Here is a 25,563-nt window from a genome sequence, read left to right as displayed (position 1 = left end):
CGCTGCGGGGAACGCAACCGTTCCCCTACCACTGTGCCAGGTTCCGCGGATTTCGGCGCGGCTCGCCTTATCCTGCCCCGCCCGGACCCCCGCCAGCCGCTCGGATCCGAGGTGAAACGCACCTCAGATCCGTGACAAAACGTGCAAGCCTCGCGCAACCCCGTACGCCGACTGCGCTTGCGCACCCGGTTCGCGTATGGTCACGCACACCTACCCCCGGCGACCCGTGGTGCATCCGTGATCCGATTCGACAACGTCTCCAAGGTCTACCCCAAGCAGACCCGCCCCGCTCTCAGGGATGTCTCCCTGGAGGTCGAGCGCGGAGAGTTCGTGTTCCTCGTGGGGTCCTCCGGCTCCGGAAAGTCCACCTTCCTGCGGCTGATCCTCCGCGAGGAGCGGACCAGTCACGGTCAGGTGCACGTCCTGGGCAAGGACCTCGCGCGCCTCTCCAACTGGAAGGTGCCGCAGATGCGCCGCCAGCTGGGGACCGTGTTCCAGGACTTCCGTCTCCTGCCCAACAAGACGGTCGCCGAGAACGTGGCCTTCGCCCAGGAGGTCATCGGCAAGTCCCGCGGCGAGATCCGCAAGTCCGTGCCCCAGGTGCTCGACCTCGTCGGCCTCGGCGGCAAGGAGGACCGGATGCCCGGCGAGCTGTCCGGTGGTGAGCAGCAGCGTGTGGCCATCGCGAGAGCCTTCGTGAACCGGCCCAAGCTCCTCATCGCCGACGAGCCGACCGGAAACCTCGACCCGCAGACCTCCGTCGGCATCATGAAACTGCTCGACCGGATCAACCGGACGGGCACGACGGTCCTGATGGCGACGCACGACCAGAACATCGTGGACCAGATGCGCAAGCGCGTCATCGAGCTGGAGCAGGGCCGTCTCGTCCGCGACCAGGCACGCGGCGTCTACGGCTACCAGCACTGATCATCGTCCACGGAAAGGTCTGAGGAAGACGCCATGCGCGCGCAGTTCGTTCTGTCGGAGATCGGTGTAGGTCTCCGCCGCAACCTGACCATGACCTTCGCGGTCGTCGTCTCGGTCGCCCTCTCGCTCGCCCTGTTCGGCGGCTCGCTCCTGATGAGCGACCAGGTGAACACCATGAAGGGCTACTGGTACGACAAGGTCAACGTCTCGATCTTCCTCTGCAACAAGAGCGACGCCGAGTCCGACCCCAACTGCGCCAAGGGCGCGGTGACCAGCGACCAGAAGAAGCAGATCCGTGCCGACCTGAGCAAGATGTCCACGGTCGTCCAGAATGTCACGTACGAGTCCTCGGACCAGGCGTACAAGCACTACAAGGAGCAGTTCGGCGACTCCCCGCTGGCCAGCTCCCTCACGCCGGACCAGATGCAGGAGTCGTACCGGATCAAGCTGAAGGACCCGGAGAAGTACCAGGTCATCGCGACCGCCTTCGACGGCCGTGCCGGCGTGCAGTCCGTGCAGGACCAGAAGGGCATCCTGGACAACCTCTTCGGGCTCCTCAACGGCATGAACTGGGCCGCCCGCGCGGTGATGGCGATGATGCTCGTCGTCGCGCTGATGCTGATCGTCAACACGGTGCGCGTCTCGGCGTTCAGCCGGCGGCGTGAGACCGGCATCATGCGCCTCGTCGGCGCCTCCGGCTTCTACATCCAGGCGCCGTTCATCGCCGAGGCCGCGGTCGCCGGGCTCATCGGCGGCGGTGTCGCCTGCGGTTTCCTGCTGATCGCCCGGTACTTCATCATCGACCACGGGCTGGCCCTGTCCGAGAAGCTGAACCTGATCAACTTCATCGGCTGGGACGCCGTGTTGACCAAGCTCCCGCTCATCCTCGCGACAAGTCTGCTGATGCCCGCGCTGGCTGCTTTCTTCGCATTGCGCAAGTACCTGAAGGTGTGACGCATGCCAAGAGGGCCGTACCGTCAAGCGGCGGTGCGGCCCTTCGCGTTGTCCTAGACTCACCGGCATGTCAGGCCGTGACCTGTTCTGCGAGCCCCGCCGCATCCGCCGCGGGGCGGCCCTGACATTGGTGTTCGCGAGTGTCCTCGTCGCCGGAGCGACGACCGGATCCTTCTCCGACTCCGACCGGAAGACCGAGGCGGGCACGCCCCGTTCGGCGTCGGCACGCCACCACGACGAGGTCACCGACGCCGCCGCCCGGGCGATGGCCGACGGAAAGTCCCCCATGGAGGCCGCCGCGCGCGCCGTCAGCCGCAGTGGCGACCGCTGGGGCGCCGTCTACTCCCAGGGCGACTACGAGGAGTTCGAGGAAGCCCTCGACGGCCAGTACACCGGCGTCGGCCTGTGGGCCCGCCGCGAGCGCGACGGACGGATCGAGGTCACCCGCGTCCGGACCGGCTCGCCCGCCGCCGCGGCGGGCATCCGCGAGGGCGACCGGCTGCGCACCGTCGACGGCGCGAAGGTGGACGGCCGGCCGGTCACCGAGGTCGTCTCCTTACTGCGCGGCGACGCCGACGACGCGGCCGCGGGTACGAAGGTCTCCCTCGGCCTGGAGCGCGGCACGCGGACGTGGAGCAGGACCCTGCGCCGCGCCAGGCTCTCGACGGACTCCGTGACCGTCAGCAGGCTCACCGGCGATGTCACCATGATCAAGGTCGACGCCTTCACCAAGGGCGTGGGCGACGCGGTACGGTCCGCCGTCGGCCGGGCACCGGGCCGCGCCGGGATCGTCCTCGACCTGCGCGGCAACTCGGGCGGCCTGGTCACCGAGGCCGTCACCGCCGCCTCCGCCTTCCTCGACGGCGGCCTCGTCGCCACGTACGACGTGAACGGCGCCCAGCGCGCCCTGCACGCCGACTCCGGCGGCGACACCGCCAGGCCCCTGGTCGCGCTGGTCGACGGCGGCACGATGAGCGCGGCCGAGCTGCTCACCGGAGCCCTCCAGGACCGCGGGCGCGCGGTCGTCGTGGGCTCCAGGACCTTCGGCAAGGGCTCGGTACAGATGCCGAGCCGGCTGCCCGACGGCTCCGTGGCCGAGCTGACCGTCGGCCACTACCGCACCCCCGCGGGGCGCTCCGTCGACGGCCGGGGCATCACCCCCGACCTGGAGGCGGACAAGGAGTCGCTGAAGCGGGCCGAGACCGTGCTGACCGGCCTCGGGGACCCCTCGTGACCCGCGGAGACCGGGCCCGTTAATCGGCTTTCCCCCGAGCCCCCCTGTAGTGCGAAAATGGCCAGCACTATGAGCAAGGGAATGTACGTACCGAAGGAGTCCCAGCCCAAGCAGGGCGGCCAGGGTTCCGGCAAGGCCAAGGACGGCAAGCGCAAGATCGTCGCGCAGAACAAGAAGGCGCGGCACGACTACGCGATCATCGACACCTTCGAGGCCGGGCTCGTCCTGACCGGCACCGAGGTGAAGTCGCTGCGCCAGGGCCGCGCCTCCCTGACCGACGGCTTCGTCCAGATCGACGGGAACGAGGCGTGGCTGCACAACGCCCACATCCCGGAGTACAGCCAGGGCACCTGGACGAACCACACCGTGCGCCGCAAGCGCAAGCTCCTCCTGCACCGTGAGGAGATCGACAAGCTGGAGGCGAAGACCCAGGAGACGGGTCACACGATCGTCCCGCTCGCCCTGTACTTCAAGGACGGCCGGGCGAAGGCGGAGATCGCGCTCGCCCGGGGCAAGAAGGAGTACGACAAGCGGCAGACCCTGCGCGAGAAGCAGGACCGGCGCGAGTCGGACCGCGCGATCGCGGCGGCCAAGCGGAAGCAGCGCGGCGAGTAGAGCGGCGGGCGGAGCCGGGCCGCCGGAGGGCGGGCACGGCCGCGGCCCGCGGGAATAGGCTGGCACCGTCGTGCGTTGGTCACGTACGATGGCAACGCACCTCACAGCGGGTGCGGGGTTCCTCCTCGGAGGGGCCGAGCTTTGAAAAATAAACATGGGGATGATCGGTTTCGACAGCGGCTGTTGAAGCAGGGGAAGCGTGTCGAGGAAGCGGCAATGATCTCGTAAACCATATGTCGCAAAAAATAATCGCCAATACCAAGAGCGATTCCCAGTCCTTCGCCCTCGCTGCCTAATAAGCAGTGAGTGAGGGACCCTTAATGGGTGTCAGCCCGGGAGTGTTCCCGGCCCGGATCCTGGCATAATCTAGGGGACTAAACCACCGAGCCCGGTCACGGGGTTCGGTGGGAAATCAAACAGTGACTGAGCCCGTCGGCGACTTGTTCGCGTGATCGCCGGGGCTGAGAAAATCGCAGCGAACTGCACACGGAGAAGCCCTGATTTTGCACCGTTGGACGCGGGTTCGATTCCCGCCATCTCCACTCATCCCATGTTCCAATTGAATATCGTGACGAAGGCCCCGCTGCTCCGGCAGCGGGGCCTTCGTCGTTCGTCCGTGCCACGCGGGACCGTCAGCGCAGGGAGAACGTCGACAGACGCAGGCCGCCGCTCAGCACCAGGTACACATCCTCGTGGCCCTTCGGCGCTTTCGACAGCGCCGCGGTCACCGTCTCGTAGGTGTACGGCGACGAGGTGCCGTCCGGGTGTGCCGTGCCGAGGAGCGTCCCGGTGGGGGAACCGAGGCGTATCTCGACGGTTCCGGAGGCGCCGGCCACGCGGGCACGGAACTCCGTTGTCCCGCCGCCCGGTTCGGTGTCCGCGAACTTCAGCCACGCGCCGTCGGCCGTCGAAGCCACGGCCGTGCCGCGTGCCTTCGACTCGTCCACGAGGCGCGTCCCTGTGTAGTCGTCGAAGTTCTCGGCACGGGTGGTGCGGCCGAGGTCCCGGGGCGGGATCGTCTCGCCGCGCACCCGAAGGGTCGCGCGGGAGCGGATGTCGGCCGCCGACGCTCCGGCCAGCACGTCGTACGTCCCGCTCTCCACCACCCACCGCGAGCGCGTGACATCCCAGTGGGCCAGATCCTTCGTGCGCAGCGCCAGCCGCACGGTCCTCGTCTCGCCCGGCTTCAGTGTCACCCGCGTATACGCCTTCAGCTGCTTCAGCGGCTGTCTGTCGCGCGACACCCTCTGGTGCGTGTAGAGCTGGACGACCTCGGCGCCGGCGCGCTCGCCGGTGTTGGTCACGGCGACCTCGTACCCGCCGTCGACGCGCTTCGGCGCGCCGTAGCGGAACGAGGTGTACGACAGGCCGTAGCCGAAGGGGTACAGCGGCCGGCCCCCGAAGTACTGGTAGGTGCGGGCCGACTTGATGATGTCGTAGTCGAGGATCGACGGAAGGTCCGACTCCGAGCGGTACCAGGTCTGGGTGAGGCGGCCGGCCGGGTTCGCGTCGCCGTAGAGCAGGTCCGCGAGGGCGTTGCCGGTCTCCTGGCCCGCGTGGGTGGTCCACAGGAGGGCGGGGACCTCGTCCTGGAGGGCGCCGAGGGTGGTCGGATAGCTGTTCTCGACGACCACGACCGTCTTCGGATTGGCCGCGTGCACCGCCCTGACCAGGGCCTCCTGGGAGGGGGCCAGGCCCATGTCGGTGCGGTCGTGGTCCTCACGGCCGTTGATCGAGGGCATCGAGCCGACCACGACCACCGCCGTGTCCTTGCCCTTCACCGCCGCCACCGCCTCGTCGGCCCCACTGCGGACGACGTCCTTGGAGTAGTGCGCCGCCTGTCCCTCGGCGACCAGGCCCAGAGTGCCGTCGTCGCCGGTCGGACCCAGATAGACGGGGTTCGACCACCAGGACTCGGCGGTCTCGTACCCGGCGTACCGGAGCAGATAGGTGCCGTCCTCCTGCCGCTCCAGCCTGAACTGCTGCTGAACGTACCAGCCGTTGGGCTGCACCTGGTCGTTCACGAAGCCCGACCAGTTGTAGCCGACGTACTTCCCGTTGGCCGCCGAGCGCAGCGTCACGATGCCGGAGCCCCAGTCGAAAAGGTCGAACTGTGCGGCCGGCCCGCTGTCCGCGCTCTCCTTCAGCGCCGCTCCCGCCTCGGAGGCCCCCGCCGTGACGTACTTCCCCGTCGCCGTGTCCTTGAGGGCGATGCGGTCGGCGCCCTCGCTGCTCGCCACCGGGGTGCCCAGCTTGGCCTCGATGCCCGCCTTGGGTGTGACCGCGTAGGGGAGGGTGCCCGAGTACCAGTCGGTGTAGAGGGTGTCGGCGAGAGGACCGACGACCGCGACGCTCCCGCCCGAAGCCGCCTTCAGGGGAAGCGTGTTGTCGTTCTTCAGCAGGACCGCCGCTTCGGTGGCCGCCTCGCGGGCCAGCTTCCGGTGGGCCGGGCCGTCGATGACGGAAGCGTCGATCGCTCCGTACTTCCCGCCGTTCGGGTCGAATTCACCGAGCCGGACGCGGACGGCGAGGATGTGGGAGACGGCGCTGTCCACGTCCGACTCCTTCAACAGGCCTGTCGAAAGAGCCGACTTGACGGCCGTGGTGGTCGGCTCCGGGTCAGTGCCGTTGTCCGTGAAGCTGTCGATGCCCGCCTTCAGCGCGGCCGCGTCGCCCTCGGCGAGCGTGGGGTGGTAGTTCTGGGTGGCGGGCAGCAGGTTGCCGGGGGCGAAGGCGTCGGTGACGTTCAGCAGATCCCGGTCCGTCCAGCCGCGCACGACGTCGTCCAGATCCGGACTGACCGTGTTGGGGCGGCCGTTGACCAGGTTGTACGAGGACATGACGCCGGTCGCCGCGTCCGCCCGGATCGCCGGTGCGAAGGCCGCCTCGTCGTACTCGTGCAGCACCCGCGGGCGCAGGTCGGAGGAGGTCGTCGCCCGGTGCGCCTCGTTGTTGTTGGCGAGGTAGTGCTTGAGCGTGGGCGCCGTCTTCAGATGGTCGGGGTCGCCGCCCGTCAGGCCCTCGCCGTAAGCCGTGGAGATCGAGCCGGTGAGATACGGGTCCTCGGAGTAGCCCTCCTCGTTGCGGCCCCAGCGGGGGTCACGCAGCAGGTTCACCACCGGCGCCCACAGGTTGAGACCCCAGCCGTCCGGGCGCTCCCGCTGGAAGCCGCGTGCCTCGTCGCCGACCGCCGAACCGACCCGCTCGATCAGCGCCGGGTCCCAGGTCGAGGCGAGTCCGACCGCCTGCGGGAACACGGTCGCCTTCCCCAGCCAGGCGACCCCGTGCAGGGCCTCGGTCCCGGTGCGGAACGCCTGGATGCCGAGGCGGGGGATCGCGGGCTCGTACTGGTGGAGCAGGGAGATCTTCTCGTCGAGGGTGAGCCTGCCCAGCAGGTCGTCCACGCGGTCGGCGACGGGTAGTCCCGGATCACGGAAGGGGTGGGAGTACGGGGACGCGGTGGCGGTGCCCGCGATGGTGGCCGGGCCCGCGATCAGCGCGAGGGCCACGGTCACCAGGGCCGCCGCCCCCGGTCTTCTTCTCTTCTTGTTGCCTTTCCGCATGACACGTCTCCTCAGGAAGTCAGCGTGCGGGGTGCGGTGCTGGCGCGCTCGGTCATCCGGGGGGTGAGCAGGGTCGCCTCCGCGGCGGGCGTGCCGTTCAGCTTGCTCATCAGCAACTCGACGGCCCGTGCGCCCACTTCGGCGGACGGGATGGCGATGGAGGTGACCGGGACGCGCAGGCCCTCGGCGAGCTCGTCCGGGCAGATGGCGGTGACGGACAGATCGGCCGGAACCCGCAGGCCGAGCTGCTCGAAGGCATCGATCAGCGGCTCCAGGACCGGCTCGTTGTGGACGACGACGCCGGTCAACGCGGGCTGTTCGCGCAGAAGTCGTTCGGCGATCCGGCGCGCGGCGGCGGGCGAGGCCTCGCAGGGGTGGACGGAGGAGGCGAGCCCGCCCCGGTCGGCGGCGGCCGTGAACCCCTGCACCACGCGCTGCGCGAACGCCGTCCCCCGCACATACACCTCCGGCGGCGACCCGACCAGCGCGACGACCCGGTGCCCGAGCCCCGCGAGCCGTTCCACGCACAGCTCACCGGCCGCCTTGAAGTCCAGGTCGATGCAGGTGAGCCCGTCAGTGGCGGCCGGGAACCCGATGAGCACCGACGGCCGGTCCAGCGCGCGCAGCAACGGCAGCCGGGGATCGTGGAGCTGGACGTCCATCACGATCAGCGCGTCCACCAGCGCGGTGTCCGCGACCCGGCGCAGCCCGTCCTCGCCCTCCTCCTGCGTGAGCAGCAGGACGTCGTGGTCGTGCCGGCGGGCCGCCGTCACCACCGACACCGCGAACTGCATCACCACCGGCACATGGATGCCCGCCCGCAGCGGGATCACCAGCGCGAGGACGTTCGACCGGCTGCTGGCGAGCGCTCTGGCCCCCGCGTGCGGGCGGTAGCCCAGCCTGCGGATGCTCTCCTCGACCCGCTGCCGGGTCGCCTCGGAGATCGGCCGCTTGCCGCTGAGGGCGTAGGAGACGGTGCTCGGGGAGACCCCGGCGTGCCGCGCCACATCGGTGATCTTGACCATCACTCGGACCCCGGTTCCAGGGAGAGGAAGCCCGTCCCGGCCCGGGCCCGCACCTCGCGCCCGCCCGCGGCCAGCCCCCAGGGCGCCGAGGGATCGGTGCAGGAGGCGCGCAGGGTGTCCCCCTCGCGCACGACGGTGAAGGTCACCCCGCCGACCGTGACCGTCACCCGGGCGCCCCGCTCCAGGCCGTACGCGCGCAGGGTGACGCCGTCGGCGTGGTCGTAGTCGGGGCGGTCGTCCACCGCGCCCACCGGGATCACCGCGCCCGGCCGTACGAGCAGCGGCACGCTCAGGAAACCGTGCCGCTCGCGCACCCAGCGCGGTCCGGTGACCGGCGGCCCGCCGAGGTAGGGGGTCCAGGTGCCCTCGGGCACGTAGTACGAGACGTCCCCGTCGTCGCTGAAGACGGGCGCGACCAGCAGATCCGGGCCGAGCATGTACTGCCGTTCCAGATGCGCGCACCCGGGATCGTCCGGGAACTCCAGGACCATCGCCCGCATCATCGGCACGCCCTCCGTGTGGGCACAGCGGGCGGCCTCGTACAGATACGGCATGAGGCCGAGCTTCAGCCGGGTGAACAGCCGCAGGACGTCCACGGCCTCCTCGTCGAACAGCCAGGGCACGCGGTACGAGGAGGAGCCGTGCAGCCTGCTGTGCGAGGACAGCAGTCCGAAGGCGATCCACCGCTTGAACAGCGCGGGCGTCGGGGTCCCCTCGAAGCCGCCGATGTCGTGGCTCCAGAACCCGAATCCCGACATGCCGAGGCTGAGACCGCCGCGCAGCGACTCGGCCATCGACGAGTACGTCGCCTCGCAGTCGCCGCCCCAGTGCACCGGGAACTGCTGGCTCCCCGCGGTCGCCGAGCGGGCGAAGACGACGGCCTCGTGCTCCCCCCGGTGTTTGCGCAGCACATCGAACACGGTCTGGTTGTAGAGGTACGTGTAGTAGTTGTGCATCCGCTCCGGATCGGCTCCGTCGGCGTACGCCACATCCACCGGGACGCGCTCGCCGAAGTCCGTCTTGAAGCAGTCGACGCCCTGCGCGAGCAGCGCCTCCAGCTTCGACGCGTACCACTCGCGGGCGGCCGGGCTGGTGAAGTCGACCAGCGCCATGCCCGGCTGCCACAGGTCCCACTGCCAGACGCTTCCGTCGGGCCGCCTGAGCAGATGCCCGAGGGCCCGCCCCTCGGCGAACAGCGGTGATCGCTGCGCGATGTACGGGTTGATCCAGACACAGATCCGCAGTCCCTTGTCCTTCAGCCGCGCCAGCATCCCTTCCGGATCGGGGAACACGCGCGGATCCCACCGGAAGTCGCACCAGTTGAACTCGCGCATCCAGAAGCAGTCGAAGTGGAAGACGGACAGCGGGAGTTCACGCTCCCGCATGCCGTCGATGAAGGAGGTGACGGTGTCCTCGTCGTAGGAGGTGGTGAAGGACGTCGACAACCACAGCCCGAAGGACCACGCGGGCGGCAGGGCCGGACGCCCGGTGAGTGCCGTGTACGTGCGCAGGATGTCCTTCGGGGTCGGGCCGTGGATGACGTAGTACGTCAACTGCTGGGTCTCGGCGCTGAACTGGACCCGGGAGACCGCCTCGGAGCCGACCTCGAAGGAGACCCGGCCCGGGTGGTCGACGAAGACGCCGTAGCCCGCGTCGGTCAGATAGAACGGCACGTTCTTGTAGGCCTGTTCGGTGGCCGTGCCGCCGTCCGCGTTCCACATGTCCACGACCTGGCCGTTCTTGACGAGCGGTCCGAAGCGCTCGCCGAGGCCGAAGACCTGCGTGCCGACACCGAGGTTCAGCTGCTCGCGCAGATAGTGGGCCCCGGTCGTGTCCCGCATGATGCCCATGCCCTTGGGGCCGCTGCTGGTGAGGGTGCGGCCGTGCGCGAGGAAGTCGATGTGCCAGGGGCTGGTGCGGGTGACGCGGACGGACAGGGCCCCGGAGGTCAGGGTCGCGTGGCTGTCGTCGTACTCCATGAGCGGCGTGAACTCGCCCCCGCGCAGCTCGAACCGGGGCCCGCGCGGCTCCTCGCCCTGGAAGTGGGTGAACGTCACGCCGATGACGTCGGGCATCGGCGCATGGGCGCTGATCGTCACGACCGGTCCCTTCAGCAGGTCGCCGCGGTGCCGGATGGGCTGCGTCGGCGCGTGGATCTCCAGGCCGCAGGGACCCGAGGTCACGTCGAGGACCTCGACCGGGTGGGCCGCGGTCACGCCCTCGCGCAGCAGCCAGTAGCCGTCCGTGAACTTCACTGTCGTCCCCCTCTACTTGACTGCGCCGACGGCGATACCGCGGGTCAGGGTCCGCTGGAAGAGCAGGAAGAAGACGATGGCGGGGAGCACACCCAGCAGGGCGGCCGCGTTCGTCATCGTGGCGTCCATCAGACGCTGGCCCTGGAGGACACCGAGGGCCACCGACACCGTCTGGTTGTCGTTGGAGATCAGCATGACCAGAGGCAGCAGGAACTCGTTCCACGTCCAGATGAAGAAGAAGACGAGGAGCACACCGATCGTGGGGCGGCTCACCGGGACGACGATCCGCCACAGCACCTGCCACTGGTTCGCCCCGTCGATCCGCGCGGCCTCGATGATCTCGCGCGGGAACCGCCCGAGGACGGAGGAGAGGAGATAGGTGCCGAAGGCCGCCTGGATCACCGTGAACACGATGATCACGCTGAGCCTGGTGTCGTAGAGGCCGGCCTGCTTGCTCAGGTAGTAGACCGGGTAGACCAGCGCCTCCTGCGGCAGCGTGTTGGCGAGGACGAAGAAGGCGAGCACCCAGGTGCGGCCCCTGATCCGGCCGATGCCGATGGCGTACGCGTTGAGGACCGACAGGACGACGGCCCCGACCGCCACCGACCCTGAGATCAGGACCGAGTTGAGAAGCTTCTGCCCGAAGTCGACGCGCTGCCAGAAGTCCCTGAGACCGTCGAGGTAGAGGCCGCGCGGAAGGCTCAGGGGGCCGTGCGCGGAGTACTCGGCGGGCGACTTGACCGCGTTGACCGCGACGACGGCGAAGGGCAGCACCATGAACAGGGCGCCGATGACGAGGGCCACGAGAACCGGGTAGCGACGGAGGGCTGTCATACGCGGACCCCTTCCTCGGCGTCCTCGGCGCGGGTCTGGAACCTCAGCCCGATCAGCGCCAGGGCCAGGATGATCACGGTCAGGACGGTGGAGATCGCGGCGCCGTAGCCGACCTGGGTCTTCTCGAAGAAGGTCGTGAAGGAGAAGTAGGACGGCACGTCGGTGGCGCCGCCCGGACCGCCCTTCGTCAGGACGTACACGGCCCCGAACACCTTCAGGGCGGCGATCGTGCACCACAGGAGGACCACCGAGATCTCCGGGCGGATCTGCGGCAGCGTGATGTGCCGGAACCGCCGCCACCAGCCCGCGCCGTCCAGCTCGGCGGCCTCGTACAGCTGCGGGTCCACCCGTTGCAGTCCCGCCATGAAGACGACGAGCGGGAAGCCGATCTGCACCCACACCATCACGCCCATGACGCTGTAGAGCGCGAGGTCGGGGTCGCCCAGCCAGTCCTGCTGCCAGGAACCGAGGCCGACGGCCTTGAGCAGTTCGTTCAGCGATCCGTTGTCGGGCGCGAGGATCCAGCTCCACACGATTCCGGCGACGGCGATGGGCAGGACCTGGGGGAGGTAGAAGCAGGCGCGGAGCACGGCCGCGGTCCGCGTCCCGAAGTGCTTGGCGACGAAGTCGAACAGGGCGGCGGCGAGGACGAGTCCGAGGGCGGTCGGTACGACGGCCATCGCGACGACCATGAACAGGCTGTGCCGGAAGGACGCCCAGAACTCGGAATCGTCCATCAACTCGCGGTAGTTGGCCAGACCCGACCAGTGGGGACTCCCGACCCCCTGCCAGTCGGTGAAGCTCACACCGGTGTTCATCAGGAAGGGGACGACGACGACCACGAGGAAGGCGACGAACCCGGGGAGCAGGAAGAGGGCGTAGGAGGTGCGGGGACGGCGAGGGCGGGTCGCGTCGCTGTGCTGCCCGCGCACGACCCGGCCGCCCCGCTCGACGGTGACCGTCATGTCTTCGGTACGCCCTTGTCGTACGCCTTCTGCAACGCGGACAGGTAGTCGTCCGGGGACTCGCTCCCGGTGATCAGTTTCTGTGTCTCCGAGACGAGGACGTCGTAGAAGCCGGCGACGGGCCAGTCGGGGTAGAAGGCCAGACCGTCCTTCCCGGAGAGGGCGTTGAAGTCGGCGATCAATGTCTTGGCCTGGGGATCGGTGACGGCCGCGGGATCGGCGGCCACCGGGACGCCGCCCTGGTTGCCCAGCAGGTTCTGGATCTTCTTCGACAGGGTGATGTCGATGAAGTCGTAGGCGAGGTCCTTGTTCTTCGCGCCCTTGGGGACGACCCAGAGATTGCCGCCGGAGCCGAGGGTCAGGCCGCTCTCGGGCCACAGGAAGGTGCCCCAGTCGAACGTGTTCTCCGTCTTGAAGCGGCCGTACCACCAGCTGCCGGAGAACAGGATCGGGCTCTTGCCCTGGATGAAGGAGACGCCGGCGTCCTCGGCCTTGAGCCCGCTGGACTTCTTGGCGATGTACCCCTTCTTCACCCAGTCGGCGAACGTGGTCGCGGCGTACGTCCAGGCCGCGTCGTGGAAGTCGGTCCTGCCCTTGTAGAGCTCGTAGCTGTCTACCCAGGACCGGTCGGCCTTGGACAGGGCCAGCTGGTAGAGGTACTGCTGGGCCACGTACTCGGCGCCCGCGTTGGCGAGCGGGGTGATGCCCTTCGCGACGAACGTGTCCATGGCGGCCGTGAGTTCGCCCAGCGTGCCGGGTTCGGTGATGCCGTACTTCTTGAAGAGGTCCTTGTTGTAGAAGACCATCGTGTACTCGGCGTAGTCCGGCACGCCGTACCACTTGCCGGAGCCCATGACCCCGTTGGTGTCGTACCGGCTGATGGTCCGCACCCCGCCGCTGATCTTCTTGTCCCAGCCGCGCTCGGTGACCTCGGGGGTCAGGTCGGTGAGGAGCCCCTGCTTGGACAGGAGTCCCGCGGTCGCGTTGCCCTTGTTGTACTCCATGAGATCGGGGGCGTCGTTCGAGTTGAGGACCATGGGCGCCGTCTTCTGGATCTGCTCGAAGCCCTTCTCCTCGAACTTCACCTGCACGCCCGGGTGTTGCGCTTCGAATTCCTTGATGGCCGCCTTCCAGGCCACCCCCATCGCGCTGTTCGGGGCTTCGTAGTGCCACAGTTTCAGCGTTTTGCCGTCCGACGAGCCGCCGTCGGAGCCGCCGCAGGACGTCGCCAGCAGGGCGCCCGTCAAGGCCACCGCCACCGTCGCCGCCACACGCCTTCGTGTCGTCAACATCCACTGCCTCCAGAGGAGTTGGATGGGTATCGGGACCGCCACGCAGCGTTCGTCGAATCGTTTCGATGCGTGACGTCGAAGCGCTTCGACGGGGGAAGGTATGTGGGGCCTGTGGGTGCGTCAATGGGGAGCGCCGGAATTGGGGCAGGGGTTCGACAGGCCGGACGGCGGGTGTCCGAAAGGCAGGACAGGTCGGACAGCGGTGGGTCCGAAGTCAGGACAGCGGTGGGTCCAAGTCAGGACGACGGGGTGTCCGGCGGGCCGGACGGCGGGGTGTCCCACGGGGTCGGGCGGCGGGGTGGCGCGGTGTCCCGCGGGGCTGGGCGGCGGGACGGCGGGCAGGACGGCGGGGTGTCCGCCGGGCGGGGTGGCGCGGTGTCCCGCGGGGCTGGGCAGCAGGGTGTCCGGCGGGGTGTCCGACGTGGTTGGACGGCTGGGCAACAGGGTGTCCGGCGGGTCGGACGGCGGGTCGGACGGCGGGGTGTTCGACGGGTGGATGTCGCGGTGTCTGCCCGGCTGGGGCGGCGGCCGGGCTTCCGGTTCCGGGGTCACGTGCCGCTCCTCGTCCCCTGCGCGGCGGGGGTGGGGACAGCGGCCTCACCGGCCCGTTCCGCGCTCATGTCCGGCAGGGCAGGGGCCCGGCGTCGCTCCGCGCGCACCACACGGGTCCCCGTGCGCGCCCCCGCACGCGCCCTCCCACCCGTCCTCGCGCCCAGTGCGGCGATCACGAACGCGACCGCCGCCGCCGTGACCGGCACCGTGTATCCCGCGGCCGGTGAGACGTGCTCGACCATCCACCCGCCGGCCGCCGAACCCCCGGCTATCCCGCCCAGCAGCCCGGTCACCGCGAGGGTCATGCCCTCGTTCAGCCGGCCCTCGGGCGTGCGCCGCTGGACCAGCGTCATCCCGGTGACCATCGTCGGGGCGGTCGCCATACCCGCCACGAGCAGCGCCCCCGCGAGAACCACGAGCGAGCCCGTGAGCCGGACGGCGAGCAGCGGCAGTGTCAGCAGGACCGCCATCACCCCGACGCAGAACACATACCGCCGCACGGGGTGCGAGGAGCCGGAGGAGGAGCCGCTCCCCGCGAGGGCTCCGTAGAGAAGGCCCGCCGCGCACGACCCCGCCGCCTGGAGGGCGAGGACCGCGCCCGCGGCGGCCCTGTGCCCCCGCTCGTCCGCGAACGCGATGGTCGCCACCTCCATCGCGCCGAACACCGCGCCGGTGGCGAGGAAGGAGAGGAGCAGCGGGGGCATCCCGGGCGCGAGCACGGGCGAGGCGGACGTCGTACGCGGCTGGGGCGGCGGCTCCGTCGAACGCTGCGCGGTGAAGAGCAGGACGCCCGTCATCAGCAGGGCGGACCCCACCAGCATGCCCGCCTCCGGGGAGAGGGTCCCGCACAGCAGGGCCGCGAGCACCGGGCCCAGCATGAAGCACAGCTCGTCCGCGGCCTGCTCGAAGGAGTTCGCGGTGTGCAGCGCCGCCGCGTCGCCCTTGAGGAGGTGGGCCCAGCGCGCGCGGGACATCCCGCCCGTGTTGGGGGTCGTGGCGGTGGCGGCGTACGCGGCGAAGAGAGTCCAGTCGGGCGCGCCGAGACGCACGCACACCACCAGTCCGATCCCGCCCAGCAGCGCGAAGGCCGTGGCGGGCACGGCCACTCGGGCCTGCCCGTGCCGGTCGACGAGACGCGCGGTCCAGGGAGCGACCACCGCCGTCGCCGCCAGACCGGTCGCCGTGACGGCGCCGGCGAGGGCGTACGAGCCCCGTGAACTCGCGATCATGATGACCGCGCTCACGCTGAACATGCCCATGGGCAGCCGTGCGACGAGATTGCCGAGGGTGAAGGCACGGGTGCCGGGCAGCGCGAAGAGGCGGCGGTACGGGGTGAGCGGCGACATGGGTGAACCGTCGCCCGGCACCGCGGGAGCGGTCCAACACTTACTCCGTCGCGATTGACGCACCTGGGTTGTAGGTTCACGTGATGCCTGGTCAACGCCCCCTCCCCGGTCATGTGGACCCCCGTCTCCTGCGCGCGTTCCTCGCCGTCGCCGAGGAGCTGCACTTCACGCGCGCCGCCGCCCGGCTGTACGTCGCCCAGCAGTCCCTGAGCCGCGACATCCGCCGGCTGGAGCGTGAGCTCGGGGCGGACCTGTTCGTGCGGACGACCCGGCAGGTGACGCCGACGGTGGACGCCGAGCGGCTGCTGCCGTACGCGCGCCGTGTGCTGGAGGCGCACGACGCGCTGCTCGACGCCTTCGCGGGGCGGGGCGGCGAGGAGCGGCCGCTGCTCGTCGATGTCAATACGCCCGGCCTGGTCTCCAGCCGCGTCCTCGACCGGGCCCGCGAGCTCGCCCCCGGCAGTGAACTGATGGCCCGCTACGAGACGGGGCTCACCGGCGCGGCGGCGGAGCTGCTCGCCGGACGCCTGGACGCGTCGTTCGGCCGGTTCGCGGGACTCGACCCGGCCGTACGGGCCCGGCTGGAGCAGCGGATCGTGCGCTACGAGCCGATGGCCGTCGTCCTGCCCGAGGACCACCACCTCGCCACCCTGGACGTGGTGCCGCTGGCCGCGCTCGCGGGCGAGACGGTGTACGCCGGAGCGGGAAACCCCCGGACGCTGGAGTGGACCGACCTGGCGCGTCACCTGTTCGAGGGAAGAGGGATCACGCTCGCTTCACCCGCGCCGGTGGCTCTCGGAGCCGAGGAATTCCAGCGGATCATGGCGAAGAAGCGGACGCCCGTCCTCGCCGTGGTGGAGTTTCCGGCCATGCCCGGATCGGTGACGAAGCCGCTCGTCGACCCCGTTCCCCTGTCACCCGTGTCACTGGTGTGGCGAAAGGGACTTGTGCACCCGGGGATCGATGCGCTCGGGCGAGCAGCCGTCGAACTCGCAACCGAGGAAGAGTGGCTTCTCAGCCCGGAGGAAGGGTGGATTCCGGCCACCGATGCACTCGTTTTGATGAGCTGTACATGAGACGTAACCACACGAGTCCCACACGTGCGCTACATTCTTCGTCCGGGCACAGTGTGATATTGGGGGCGCTCGGGTCGAGTGGGGGCTCGATCCGGACGGCATGGTGAGTATTTGCCCGGAGTCGTCGCGCACCCTGAACTGTCCCGTGGGGGGAAGCACGTGCGCGTTGAAAACTGGCGGAAAGACGCCCAACCGGCTCGACAAGATGTCGCTCCGCCGGACGGGCGGCTGATCGATCCGTCACCTGGGCTGGAAGCCGGGGAGTCGATCGCCTGGCCGAAGGCCGGCGGTGAAACGGCTTCGTGGCCGAATATGGGAGTTGGCATCAGTCCTGACCGTGGGGAACGCGCCGAGCGAGCAACCGGCGGACGTTCCGAGCGAACCCCGGAGCCGGAGACCGAGCTGCTCGCCGGTCTCGTGACGGAGGACGACGCGTTCTCCGGCCGCGCATCCGAGGCAGGATCGCCCTCCGGCCACGCGCCCGCGGCGTGGTTCACCTCCACCGGCCCGACGGACGCCGGGCCCGCCCTCGCCGCCCGTACGGCGGAGACGCGGCCCTTCTTCGACGACGGCCCGGAGACCGAGCTGCTCTCCGGACCCGTGCCGGACCTCGACGGCCCCCTGCCTTCCTGGGAGCGCCCCGAGGACCCGGAGCACACCCACGACCCGCACGAGGTCACGGTCCAGCTCGACGGCGCGGGCCGCCGGCTCGACGACTGGCTGGTCCAGCAGGCCAAGGGCGCCCCGACGACCCAGGAGGCCTCGGACGGCCCCGTCTTCGTCGACGAGTCAGGCCGCCGCAGCCGCCGCTTCCGCCGGCTCGGCATGCTCGTCGCCGTGGCCTGCGCGGTCTACGCCGTCGTGATCGTCGCCACGCTCCTGTCCGGCAACTCCAACGCGCCCTGGCTCCCGGTCCCGGGCCAGGAGAAGGACCAGCCCGCCGGCCAGGTCGACACCTCGCCGCTGCCCTCTCAGTCGGTGGACCCGTCCGGCACCGGCAACGCCACCGCGCCCGGCGCCGTGGCGACGGCCAGTGACGGCACGACGCCCTCGCCCGGGTCGACCCCCGCACCCGGCGCCTCGGACAAGGCCGCCTCGCCGGGCGCGTCCAGCGACCCCAAGCCGACCACGTCGACGACGAAGAAGCCGAAGCCCGGCGCCACCACCAAGGACCCGGACCCCGGTCCGAGCAACCCGGTGGTCGACCCGCCCACGGACACCGCCACCGCCACCACCCCCGGCGCCACGGCCGACCCCACGGAGACCGCGGGCACCGGCGATTCCGCCGGAACCGGGGCGGGCACCGAAGCGGTGGCCTTCTCCGTCGTGGTGGCACCCGTCGCCCAGGTCCCCGGGGAGTCCGCGCAGTCAGGCGCCCTCGGCTCCACGTACTCCCTCTCCCTCCCGTCCCCGGAGAACCTCCTCTGATGTCCCGCACCAGTCGTCACGGTCCTGCGCCCAGCGCACCGGGCCGCGACTCCCGCACCACCCCGAAGCAGGACCGCAACGCCCGGCGCCGACGTCTGCCCATGCGCTTCCTGCTGCCCACGCTCATCCTGGTCGCGCTGATGGCGATGCTGATGCTGCGCGGCTACGTGCACAGCGAGATCCTCGCCGACCACCGCATCCAGCCCGAGGCGGCCACCGACAAGGTGCCGGAGAAGATCCTCGACGGCGGCCCGGTCATCGACACCCGCAGCGGCCGTACGACCAGCCTGAGCGTCCCGGACCACCGTCTCGTCCTCACCTTCGACGACGGCCCGGACCCCACCTGGACCCCGAAGGTCCTGGACGTCCTCAAGGCGCACCACGCCCACGCGGTCTTCTTCGTCACCGGCACCATGGCCTCGCGCTACCCGGAACTCGTCGAGCGCATGGTGAAGGAGGGCCACGAGGTCGGCCTGCACACCTTCAACCACCCCGACCTGTCGTACCAGTCCAAGAAGCGCATCGACTGGGAGCTCTCGCAGAACCAGCTGGCGCTGGAGGGCGCGGCGGGCATCCGTACGTCCCTCTTCCGCCCCCCGTACTCCTCCTTCGCCGACGCCATGGACGACAAGTCCTGGCCGGTGACGCAGTACATCGGCACCCGCGGCTACATCACCGTCGTCAACAACACCGACAGTGAGGACTGGCAGAAGCCGGGCGTCGACGAGATCATCCGCCGGGCCACGCCCAAGGGCGGCAAGGGCGCCATCGTCCTGATGCACGACTCGGGCGGCGACCGCCACCAGACCGTGCAGGCGATCGACAAGTTCGTGCCCGAACTCCAGAAGCAGGGCTACGACTTCGAGAACCTCACCGAGGCGCTGAACGCGCCGAGCGCGCACACCCCGGTGACCGGCCTCGACCTCTGGAAGGGCAAGGCCTGGATCTTCCTGGTCCAGGCCTCGGAGAAGACCACCGACGTCCTGGTCGTCGGCATCGCGATCATCGGCGTGCTGGTCTTCACCCGCTTCGGCCTGATGCTGCTGCTGTCCGCCCTGCACGCCCGCCGGGTTCGCCGCAAGGACTTCCGCTGGGGCCCGAAACCGATCACCGAACCGGTGTCGGTGCTGGTCCCGGCGTACAACGAGGCCAAGTGCATCGAGAACACGGTGCACTCCCTCATGTCCAGCGAGCATCCCATCGAGATCATCGTCATCGACGACGGATCGAGCGACGGCACGGCCCGCATCGTCGAGGACCTGCGCCTGCCGAACGTACGCGTCGTGCGCCAGCACAACGCCGGCAAGCCCGCGGCCCTCAACCGGGGTCTGGCGAACGCCAGCCACGAGATCATCGTGATGATGGACGGCGACACCGTCTTCGAACCGGAGACCGTCCGCGAACTCGTCCAGCCCTTCGCCGACCCGCAGGTCGGCGCGGTCGCGGGCAACGCCAAGGTCGGCAACCGCGACTCGCTCATCGGCGCCTGGCAGCACATCGAGTACGTGATGGGCTTCAACCTGGACCGTCGCATGTACGACATCCTGCGCTGCATGCCGACGATCCCGGGCGCGGTGGGAGCCTTCCGCCGCTCCGCCCTGGAGCGTGTCGGCGGCATGAGCGACGACACGCTCGCCGAGGACACCGACATCACGATGGCCCTCCACCGTGACGGCTGGCGCGTCGTCTACACCGAGAAGGCGCGGGCCTGGACGGAGGCACCGGAGTCCGTCCAGCAACTCTGGTCCCAGCGCTACCGCTGGTCGTACGGCACCATGCAGGCGATCTGGAAGCACCGCCGAGCCCTGGTCGAACGGGGTCCGTCGGGCCGCTTCGGCCGGGTCGGCCTGCCGCTGGTCTCCCTGTTCATGGTCCTGGCCCCGCTGCTCGCGCCCCTGATCGACGTCTTCCTCCTGTACGGCCTCGTCTTCGGCCCGACCCAGAAGACGGTCATCGCCTGGCTCGGCGTCCTCGCCGTGCAGGCGGTCTGCGCGGCGTACGCCTTCCGCCTGGACAAAGAACGCATGACCCACCTGATCTCCCTCCCCCTGCAGCAGATCCTCTACCGGCAGTTGATGTACGTCGTCCTGCTCCAGTCCTGGATCACCGCCCTCACCGGCGGCCGGCTGCGCTGGCAGAAGCTGCGCCGCACCGGCGTGGTGGAGGCGCCGGGATCGGTCCCGCGGCAGCGGGCGTCACAGAGCGGGAACGAACGGAGGCCGGTCGGATGACCACGCACGAGTACCCGGTGGGGGCGACTCCGCCGCTGGGCACCCCGAGGGCCGCGGTCCCGCATCCGTATCCGGGAGCAGAGTCGCAGCCGTGGCTGCCCTCGCAGCCGGAGCCGGGCCGGAGGCCGGAGCCGGAACCGGAGTCGGGCCACGTGCCGGAGCCGGAACAGAAGCCGGCTCCGCGCCGACCCGGCCGTGACCGCTATCTGGACCTGCTCCGCTCCATAGCCCTGGTCCGCGTGGTCGTGTACCACCTGTTCGGCTGGGCTTGGCTGACGGTCCTCTTCCCCTCCATGGGCGTGATGTTCGCGCTTGCGGGCTCGCTGATGGCCCGCTCGCTGAAGCGTCCGGCGTGGGGTGTGATCAGGGGCCGCGTGCGACGTCTGCTGCCCCCGCTCTGGGCCTTCAGCGCGGTGGCGCTGGCCCTGATGTTCGCGGGCGGCTGGAACCCCGTGAACGACCCCGACCACGGCGGTACTTGGGGCCTGGTCGACCTGCTCAACTACATCGTCCCGGTCGGCGCCCCGCCGTTCCCCTGGAAGATCGGCTCCGAGTCGGGCCTGCTGGAGGACACCTGGGCGGTCCAGAGCGCGGGCGTGCTCTGGTACCTGCGCGCCTACCTGTGGTTCGTCGTCGCGTCCCCGCTCCTGCTGTGGGCGTTCCGCCGCGTGCCGTGGGCGACGCTGCTGGCTCCGCTGGCCCTCACGGCGGTGGTCGGCACCGGGATCGTCACCATCCCCGGCGAACTGGGCAACGCCATCACCGACTTCGCCGTCTTCGGTGGCTGCTGGGTCCTGGGCTTCGCGCACCACGAGGGGATGCTGACGAAGATCCCGCGCTACATCGCCATCTCGTGCTCGGCCCTGATGATGGCCTTCGCCCTGTGGTGGGCCTCGGGTCATCTGGGCCCCGACGGCTGGGACCTGAACGACATCCCGCTCGCCGACGCCATGTGGTCCTTCGGGTTCGTGGTGATCCTGCTCGTGTACAGCCCGTCCTGGCAGCAACTGCCGGGCCGCCTGGCCAAGTGGGACAAGCTGGTGACGCTGTCCAACAACCGCGCGGTGACGATCTATCTGTGGCACAACATGCTCATCATGGCCACGGTCCCGATCCTCGACCAGCTCTACAACCTCCCCTTCATGCAGGACGACCGCGCGGTGGCGGCCCTCGACACGACGTACATGCTGTGGATGTTCGTCCTGGTGTGGCCGTTGATCGGCCTGACCATCCTGGCCCTCGGCTGGATCGAGGACATCGCGGCGAAGCGAAGCCCACGGCTCTGGCCGAACGGCTCCCGCGGCCGCAAGCCCGAGGGACGCCCGACGCGGGGGCGTCGGGCTGGGCGACGGGGCTGAGCAACGTGCTCAGCGGGGCTGAGCAACGGGGCTGAGCAACGAGCTTCCGCCGGGGGCTGTCGAGCAGGTGACCGCCCCCGGCCGGTCACCTACCTGCTCGACGGTTTCTGTCGGGGCGGGGTGAGCACGTGACGGCCCTCGGCCGGGCCCTCTCGGCCGGGCCCCCTCGGCGGGGCCCTGGCGACGGTGACGTCTTCCCGTCAGGATGCGTGGTTCCGTCAGGACGCGCAGTTCCCCGGTTCCGTCCAACCCGACCGCGGGGCTTTGCGGTGGCCAACTCGGTGACGCGTCCCACCCGTAGGATCACTCAATCGAAGGTTCTGGCCGACCAGTTGGTCGCCCTATGAACCGCTATGTCCAACTCCTGTTCCCCGCTCGGCGCCGTTCGCACTGGTGTCGTCCCACGGGCCCCCGATAGCGTGTCGCTGCCCTCCCGCACCCCACGCCGCACAGGAGTCCGCCGTGAACCGCCGCCCCCGCCTGCTCGTCACAGCCGCCGTCGGAGCGACAGCGGCGCTGCTTTTGACCGCGTGCGGCGGCGGTGACGAGAAGCCGAAGGGCAACGACAAGATCGCCGGGGCGGACACCGGGGGTGAGACGTCGGCTTCGCCCGAGGCGAGTGCGACGGCTTCCGCGGGACGACCGAAGATCGAGCTGCCGTCGGATCTCCACTACAACTTCGAGTGGCGTAAGACGGGCGACAAGGATAAGGACGCTGTCCTCGCCGATGGTCAGCTGTTCATCAAGGCCACGGATCAAGCGATCGCCAACCAGGACGCGCTGGACCCCGCGTACCGCTTCTACTCCGAAGGGGAGCTTGCGGCCGCGACGCAGAAGTATGTGCAGCGATTTGTGGACCACAAGGCTCGTACCACTGGGACTTATCGCTTCTACAGCGAGTCCGTGAGTCTTCGCGGTGATGGTTCAGCAGCGCTCACCTACTGCGAGGACCAAGGCAAGGCGTACAACAAGTACGTCAAGACCGGAAAGGTCGACAAGACCCCGGTCACCAAGAACAGTTACGTCTTCTACAACACGGTGTTGAAGAGAAACTCGGACGGCGTCTGGGTGACGCAGGACATGCTCTCAGAGAGGGCGAGCAGCAAATGTCAGCCGTGAAGCGGCGCGGCGTCGTGGTCGGCTCCGCACTTGCGATGTTGCTCTTGGTCAACTCCAACCCTGCTGTCGCCGACGATGACTTCGGCGAGGGCAGCCAGAAGCCGGGCGACCCACCTGTCTCCGGCAACAGCGACGCCACAGGCAAGCTCTCGGCGACGGCGGGTGCTGTCGTGTTCGATCGTTCGAAGAACGGGTCGGGTGGTTCTGCCGGGCCGGTGACGTCTTCGTCGGGTTCGTGGACTCCGCCTGCGTGTTACTACGCTCCGAAGTACACGCCGGATCAGCTGCAGAAATATCTGGAGCCGATCTGGAATGCGGAGTCGACGGGGCCCGAGTGGGATTTGGAGCAGCGCGACAAGTACGTCAATGGTGGCGAGGCGAAGGATTTCAACAAGGCCAAGGCCGGTAAGGGCTATTGGGGGGACTCGTACGTCACCGAGGGGCGTGAGGGTGATCCGGGTGCGCTGAAATGCGACAAGGGCATCTTCTGGGTGGACACGGGCGCTGCCCCGCCGGCGAGAATTCCGCAGGCGATCACCCCGGAGATGCTGGCGCAGCTGGCGTACGCGGAGATTCGGGTGCCGTCGACGAAGGTGGACCTTGCTCCGGCGGGTACGACGAAGGTGAATCTGCCGACGTGGGCGTGGCTGGACACGGCGAAGTTCAAGCCGGTGTCGGTGACGGCGTCGGTCCCGTTGCTGAACGTGACGGCGACGACGACCGCGGAGCCGGTCTCCCTGAAGATCGACCCGGGGACGCGCGGCGCCACGACGTATCCCGCCTCGGGAGTCTGCGCGATATCGGGCGATCACATCGGTGAGGCGTACGCGAAGGGCAAGGCGAAGGAGACGCCCCCCTGCGGGGTGAAGTACCTCCGCTCCTCCGGCGACGGCTCGTACCAGCTGAGGGCGACCATCACCTGGAAGATCCACTGGACGGGCACCGGTATACCCGACGAGCGAGGCCTGCCGGACGGCACGTTCGGAGCCGAGCAGGACGTCGTCGTGCAAGAGATCCAATCCGTCAACCGTTGAGTCCGGCCTTCCGGACTCACTGAGATCCGGAAGGCAGAGGGCGTGGCGGAGCGGTTGGCCGTTGACGGCGATGAGCTGTCGCACTTCATGAAGATGCTCAGGTCGTCGACCGATTCGTTGAAGGGCCTGCGCAAGGCGTTGGAGGACGCCACGGTCAGCGGTCTGGGCACGGACGATCTCGACTGTGCCTGCGAGGACTTCCAGGACAACTGGAAGTACGGAGCCGATCAGATCGGGGAGCAGACCGAGGACCTGGCCAAGATCATCGGGAAGAGCAGGGACAGCTACCGTGAGGTGGACAAGGCCCTGGAGCAAGCCCTGAGGAAGGCCGGCGCAGGCAGCGGCAGGGGCGGCGGTACGAGGTGACGTACCCGCCCGGGGACACAGGAGCGGCGCTCGATCCGCAGTCCCGCGCCGACCGCGCGAAGCCACAGGGCCTCAAGTCGGCCCCGCACCTCCCCAACCCCGACTACCCGCACCTCGGGTTCAATCCGGTGCCGGGCAGTACGGAGACGGTGAGCGGACTGCGCAAGAAGCTCACGGGATGCGCGAAGGTCCTCGAAGAGACGCATGACCTCGTCACCAAACTGATGGACGGCAGCTACTGGAAGGGCGACGCGGCCGTCGCCTTCCGCGAGCAGCTGGACGGCGGACCGCTCCCCCTGAACCTGAGGAACGCCGCACGCTCCATCCGCAAGGCGGCCGGACAACTCGACCGCTGGGAAGGCGAACTCGACGACTTCCAGCTGCGCGCCCAGCGGCTCGAAGAGGACGCGAGGGAAGCGCAGGCCGCCGTGGACCGGGCGAAGGGCCACGCGACCGAAGCGGGTGACAGCCCCGACCTGGACAAGAAGGGTGCGGGGCACGACGAGGCACAGAAGGCCCTGACCAAGGCGAACTCGGCGGTGGAGGACGCCGAGGACGCCCTCCGGAAGATCCGCGGCAAGGCGCGGAAACTCGCGGACGAACACGAGCACCAGGCCCAGCACCGCGCGGGCAAGATCCGTGACGCCACAAAGAAGCTGGCCCCGCATGAGCCGGGCTGGTTCGACTCAGCACTCGACTGGCTCAGTGAGAATCTGCCGGACATTTTGAGCACGGTGGGTGCCGTGATCGGGCTGGTCGCTTTGTTCGTTGTGTCGGGTGGTACGGCAGCGGCGGTGCTGTTGCTTGCTGCGGGGGCGTTGAGCGGGACGGCGTTGTCTCTCCGCATCGCTGAACACCCCACGGTGTGGGCGTCGCTGAGAGACGGCTTCGCCAAGGGTGAGCTCGATACTGACTTCTGGAGCAATCTCGTGACCGTAGGGGGCGACGCCCTCGGCATGGTTCCCGGCATCGGCGCGGTGGGCAAAGGTGCCGCTGCCGGTCTTCGGGCCACTGGTGAGGCGGGCGAAGCGGTCTCGCTCGGCCAACGAGTCATCCGATTCGGAAGCAGCACCATGGAACATGCGAAATCCATTTCGGACCTGGACAATGCGCTGCTCGGTTTTACGATTCGCGGCGCCAGGGCGGCACAGATCACGAAAGCGGTTGAGGTCACCTCCGCCTCGATGGGTGTGGGCACTGCGGGCTTCGGCCTGGTCATGACCGCTGTGGACACCGATGACGATGGGATCAAGGACGGCTCCGTGGCGAGTATCGACGGCGCAAGGCTTGGCCTCGACGTCGGAGGGCTCGCCGATATCGCCCGTCATGTTTTCTGAGACCCGAACAGAGAGAGTCAATTGCATGGACCCGACCGGCTGCCCCACTGCA

At 69.3% G+C, this 25,563-nt stretch carries 19 protein-coding genes and 1 other RNA gene; 13 read left to right on the top strand and 7 right to left on the bottom strand.

Annotated elements, in window-relative coordinates:
* Positions 1-237: 237 nt before the first annotated feature.
* From ftsE to ssrA, 5 genes are all read left to right on the top strand, one after another.
* A complete protein-coding gene (gene ftsE, locus OG788_RS19185) occupies positions 238-927 on the top strand; it encodes a cell division ATP-binding protein FtsE (protein WP_266759363.1) in 690 nt (229 codons plus the stop codon).
* 33 nt (positions 928-960) lie between these two features.
* Complete coding sequence (ftsX, locus tag OG788_RS19180; RefSeq protein WP_351549889.1) at positions 961-1,881, top strand: permease-like cell division protein FtsX; 921 nt, start codon at positions 961-963, stop codon at positions 1,879-1,881.
* Positions 1,882-1,948: 67 nt separating this feature from the next.
* Entirely contained in the window at positions 1,949-3,115 is a 1,167-nt protein-coding gene (locus tag OG788_RS19175) for a S41 family peptidase (protein ID WP_406372296.1), read from the top strand.
* An 81-nt stretch (positions 3,116-3,196) separates the two neighbouring features.
* Positions 3,197-3,730, top strand: a complete 534-nt coding sequence (gene smpB / locus OG788_RS19170; protein WP_351549969.1) for an SsrA-binding protein SmpB — start codon at positions 3,197-3,199, stop codon at positions 3,728-3,730.
* 156 nt (positions 3,731-3,886) lie between these two features.
* Positions 3,887-4,275: a transfer-messenger RNA gene (gene ssrA / locus OG788_RS19165) on the top strand.
* Between the two features lie 87 nt (positions 4,276-4,362).
* On the opposite strand, the gene OG788_RS19160 is transcribed toward ssrA, so the two are convergent.
* The 7 genes from OG788_RS19160 to OG788_RS19130 all read right to left on the bottom strand — a co-directional run bounded on the left by OG788_RS19160 (position 4,363) and on the right by OG788_RS19130 (position 15,562).
* Entirely contained in the window at positions 4,363-7,293 is a 2,931-nt protein-coding gene (locus tag OG788_RS19160) for a glycoside hydrolase family 3 C-terminal domain-containing protein (RefSeq protein WP_406372294.1), read from the bottom strand.
* Between the two features lie 11 nt (positions 7,294-7,304).
* Positions 7,305-8,318, bottom strand: a complete 1,014-nt coding sequence (locus OG788_RS19155; protein WP_351549880.1) for a LacI family DNA-binding transcriptional regulator — start codon at positions 8,316-8,318, stop codon at positions 7,305-7,307.
* Positions 8,318-10,573: an alpha-xylosidase gene (gene yicI / locus OG788_RS19150; protein WP_406372292.1), complete on the bottom strand. Its 2,256-nt coding sequence runs from the start codon at positions 10,571-10,573 to the stop codon at positions 8,318-8,320. Before yicI ends, OG788_RS19155 begins: the two co-directional genes overlap by 1 nt.
* A 12-nt stretch (positions 10,574-10,585) precedes the next feature.
* The gene (locus tag OG788_RS19145; RefSeq protein WP_406372291.1) at positions 10,586-11,407 is read right to left on the bottom strand and encodes a carbohydrate ABC transporter permease; all 822 of its coding nucleotides are present in this window, start codon (positions 11,405-11,407) and stop codon (positions 10,586-10,588) included.
* Positions 11,404-12,372, bottom strand: a complete 969-nt coding sequence (locus tag OG788_RS19140) for a carbohydrate ABC transporter permease (protein ID WP_406372289.1) — start codon at positions 12,370-12,372, stop codon at positions 11,404-11,406. Before OG788_RS19140 ends, OG788_RS19145 begins: the two co-directional genes overlap by 4 nt.
* On the bottom strand, positions 12,369-13,664 hold the full coding sequence (locus tag OG788_RS19135) for an extracellular solute-binding protein (protein WP_406372287.1): 1,296 nt from the start codon (positions 13,662-13,664) through the stop codon (positions 12,369-12,371). The genes OG788_RS19140 and OG788_RS19135 overlap by 4 nt, the downstream gene beginning before the upstream one ends.
* A 548-nt stretch (positions 13,665-14,212) precedes the next feature.
* Positions 14,213-15,562, bottom strand: a complete 1,350-nt coding sequence (locus OG788_RS19130; protein WP_406372285.1) for an MFS transporter — start codon at positions 15,560-15,562, stop codon at positions 14,213-14,215.
* 83 nt (positions 15,563-15,645) lie between these two features.
* Between OG788_RS19130 and OG788_RS19125 the strand changes: the two genes are divergently transcribed.
* The 8 genes from OG788_RS19125 to OG788_RS19090 all read left to right on the top strand — a co-directional run bounded on the left by OG788_RS19125 (position 15,646) and on the right by OG788_RS19090 (position 25,511).
* A complete protein-coding gene (locus OG788_RS19125; RefSeq protein ID WP_406372283.1) occupies positions 15,646-16,638 on the top strand; it encodes a LysR family transcriptional regulator in 993 nt (330 codons plus the stop codon).
* Between the two features lie 312 nt (positions 16,639-16,950).
* Positions 16,951-18,066: a hypothetical protein gene (locus OG788_RS19120; protein ID WP_406372281.1), complete on the top strand. Its 1,116-nt coding sequence runs from the start codon at positions 16,951-16,953 to the stop codon at positions 18,064-18,066.
* Positions 18,063-20,297, top strand: a complete 2,235-nt coding sequence (locus tag OG788_RS19115; protein ID WP_406376787.1) for a glycosyltransferase — start codon at positions 18,063-18,065, stop codon at positions 20,295-20,297. The genes OG788_RS19120 and OG788_RS19115 overlap by 4 nt, the downstream gene beginning before the upstream one ends.
* Positions 20,294-21,655: an acyltransferase family protein gene (locus tag OG788_RS19110; RefSeq protein WP_406372279.1), complete on the top strand. Its 1,362-nt coding sequence runs from the start codon at positions 20,294-20,296 to the stop codon at positions 21,653-21,655. Before OG788_RS19115 ends, OG788_RS19110 begins: the two co-directional genes overlap by 4 nt.
* Before the next feature lie 462 nt (positions 21,656-22,117).
* Positions 22,118-22,774: a hypothetical protein gene (locus tag OG788_RS19105; protein ID WP_406372278.1), complete on the top strand. Its 657-nt coding sequence runs from the start codon at positions 22,118-22,120 to the stop codon at positions 22,772-22,774.
* A complete protein-coding gene (locus OG788_RS19100) occupies positions 22,762-23,808 on the top strand; it encodes a hypothetical protein (protein ID WP_406372277.1) in 1,047 nt (348 codons plus the stop codon). Before OG788_RS19105 ends, OG788_RS19100 begins: the two co-directional genes overlap by 13 nt.
* Positions 23,809-23,850: 42 nt before the next feature.
* Positions 23,851-24,174, top strand: coding sequence for a hypothetical protein (locus OG788_RS19095; protein ID WP_351541923.1), 324 nt, complete (start codon positions 23,851-23,853; stop codon positions 24,172-24,174).
* Positions 24,171-25,511 (top strand): hypothetical protein, encoded by a 1,341-nt coding sequence (locus OG788_RS19090; RefSeq protein ID WP_406372275.1) that lies wholly within the window; start codon positions 24,171-24,173, stop codon positions 25,509-25,511. The genes OG788_RS19095 and OG788_RS19090 overlap by 4 nt, the downstream gene beginning before the upstream one ends.
* The last annotated feature ends 52 nt before the right edge of the window (positions 25,512-25,563 follow it).

It is taken from the genome of Streptomyces sp. NBC_00647 (assembly GCF_045207245.1).
Lineage (GTDB): Bacteria > Actinomycetota > Actinomycetes > Streptomycetales > Streptomycetaceae > Streptomyces.
Note: the sequence above shows the minus strand (reverse complement) of the source record. Positions and strands in the feature narration are given on the sequence as shown.

Coding starts and splice junctions, on each gene's coding strand:
- ftsX (WP_351549889.1), top strand. CDS start 961: ATGCGCGCGCAGTTCGTTCTGTCGGAGATCGGTGTAGGTCTCCGCCGC.
- OG788_RS19175 (WP_406372296.1), top strand. CDS start 1,949: ATGTCAGGCCGTGACCTGTTCTGCGAGCCCCGCCGCATCCGCCGCGGG.
- smpB (WP_351549969.1), top strand. CDS start 3,197: ATGTACGTACCGAAGGAGTCCCAGCCCAAGCAGGGCGGCCAGGGTTCC.
- OG788_RS19160 (WP_406372294.1), bottom strand. CDS start 7,293: ATGCGGAAAGGCAACAAGAAGAGAAGAAGACCGGGGGCGGCGGCCCTG.
- OG788_RS19155 (WP_351549880.1), bottom strand. CDS start 8,318: ATGGTCAAGATCACCGATGTGGCGCGGCACGCCGGGGTCTCCCCGAGC.
- OG788_RS19145 (WP_406372291.1), bottom strand. CDS start 11,407: ATGACAGCCCTCCGTCGCTACCCGGTTCTCGTGGCCCTCGTCATCGGC.
- OG788_RS19140 (WP_406372289.1), bottom strand. CDS start 12,372: ATGACGGTCACCGTCGAGCGGGGCGGCCGGGTCGTGCGCGGGCAGCAC.
- OG788_RS19135 (WP_406372287.1), bottom strand. CDS start 13,664: ATGTTGACGACACGAAGGCGTGTGGCGGCGACGGTGGCGGTGGCCTTG.
- OG788_RS19130 (WP_406372285.1), bottom strand. CDS start 15,562: ATGTCGCCGCTCACCCCGTACCGCCGCCTCTTCGCGCTGCCCGGCACC.
- OG788_RS19125 (WP_406372283.1), top strand. CDS start 15,646: ATGCCTGGTCAACGCCCCCTCCCCGGTCATGTGGACCCCCGTCTCCTG.
- OG788_RS19120 (WP_406372281.1), top strand. CDS start 16,951: ATGGGAGTTGGCATCAGTCCTGACCGTGGGGAACGCGCCGAGCGAGCA.
- OG788_RS19110 (WP_406372279.1), top strand. CDS start 20,294: ATGACCACGCACGAGTACCCGGTGGGGGCGACTCCGCCGCTGGGCACC.
- OG788_RS19100 (WP_406372277.1), top strand. CDS start 22,762: ATGTCAGCCGTGAAGCGGCGCGGCGTCGTGGTCGGCTCCGCACTTGCG.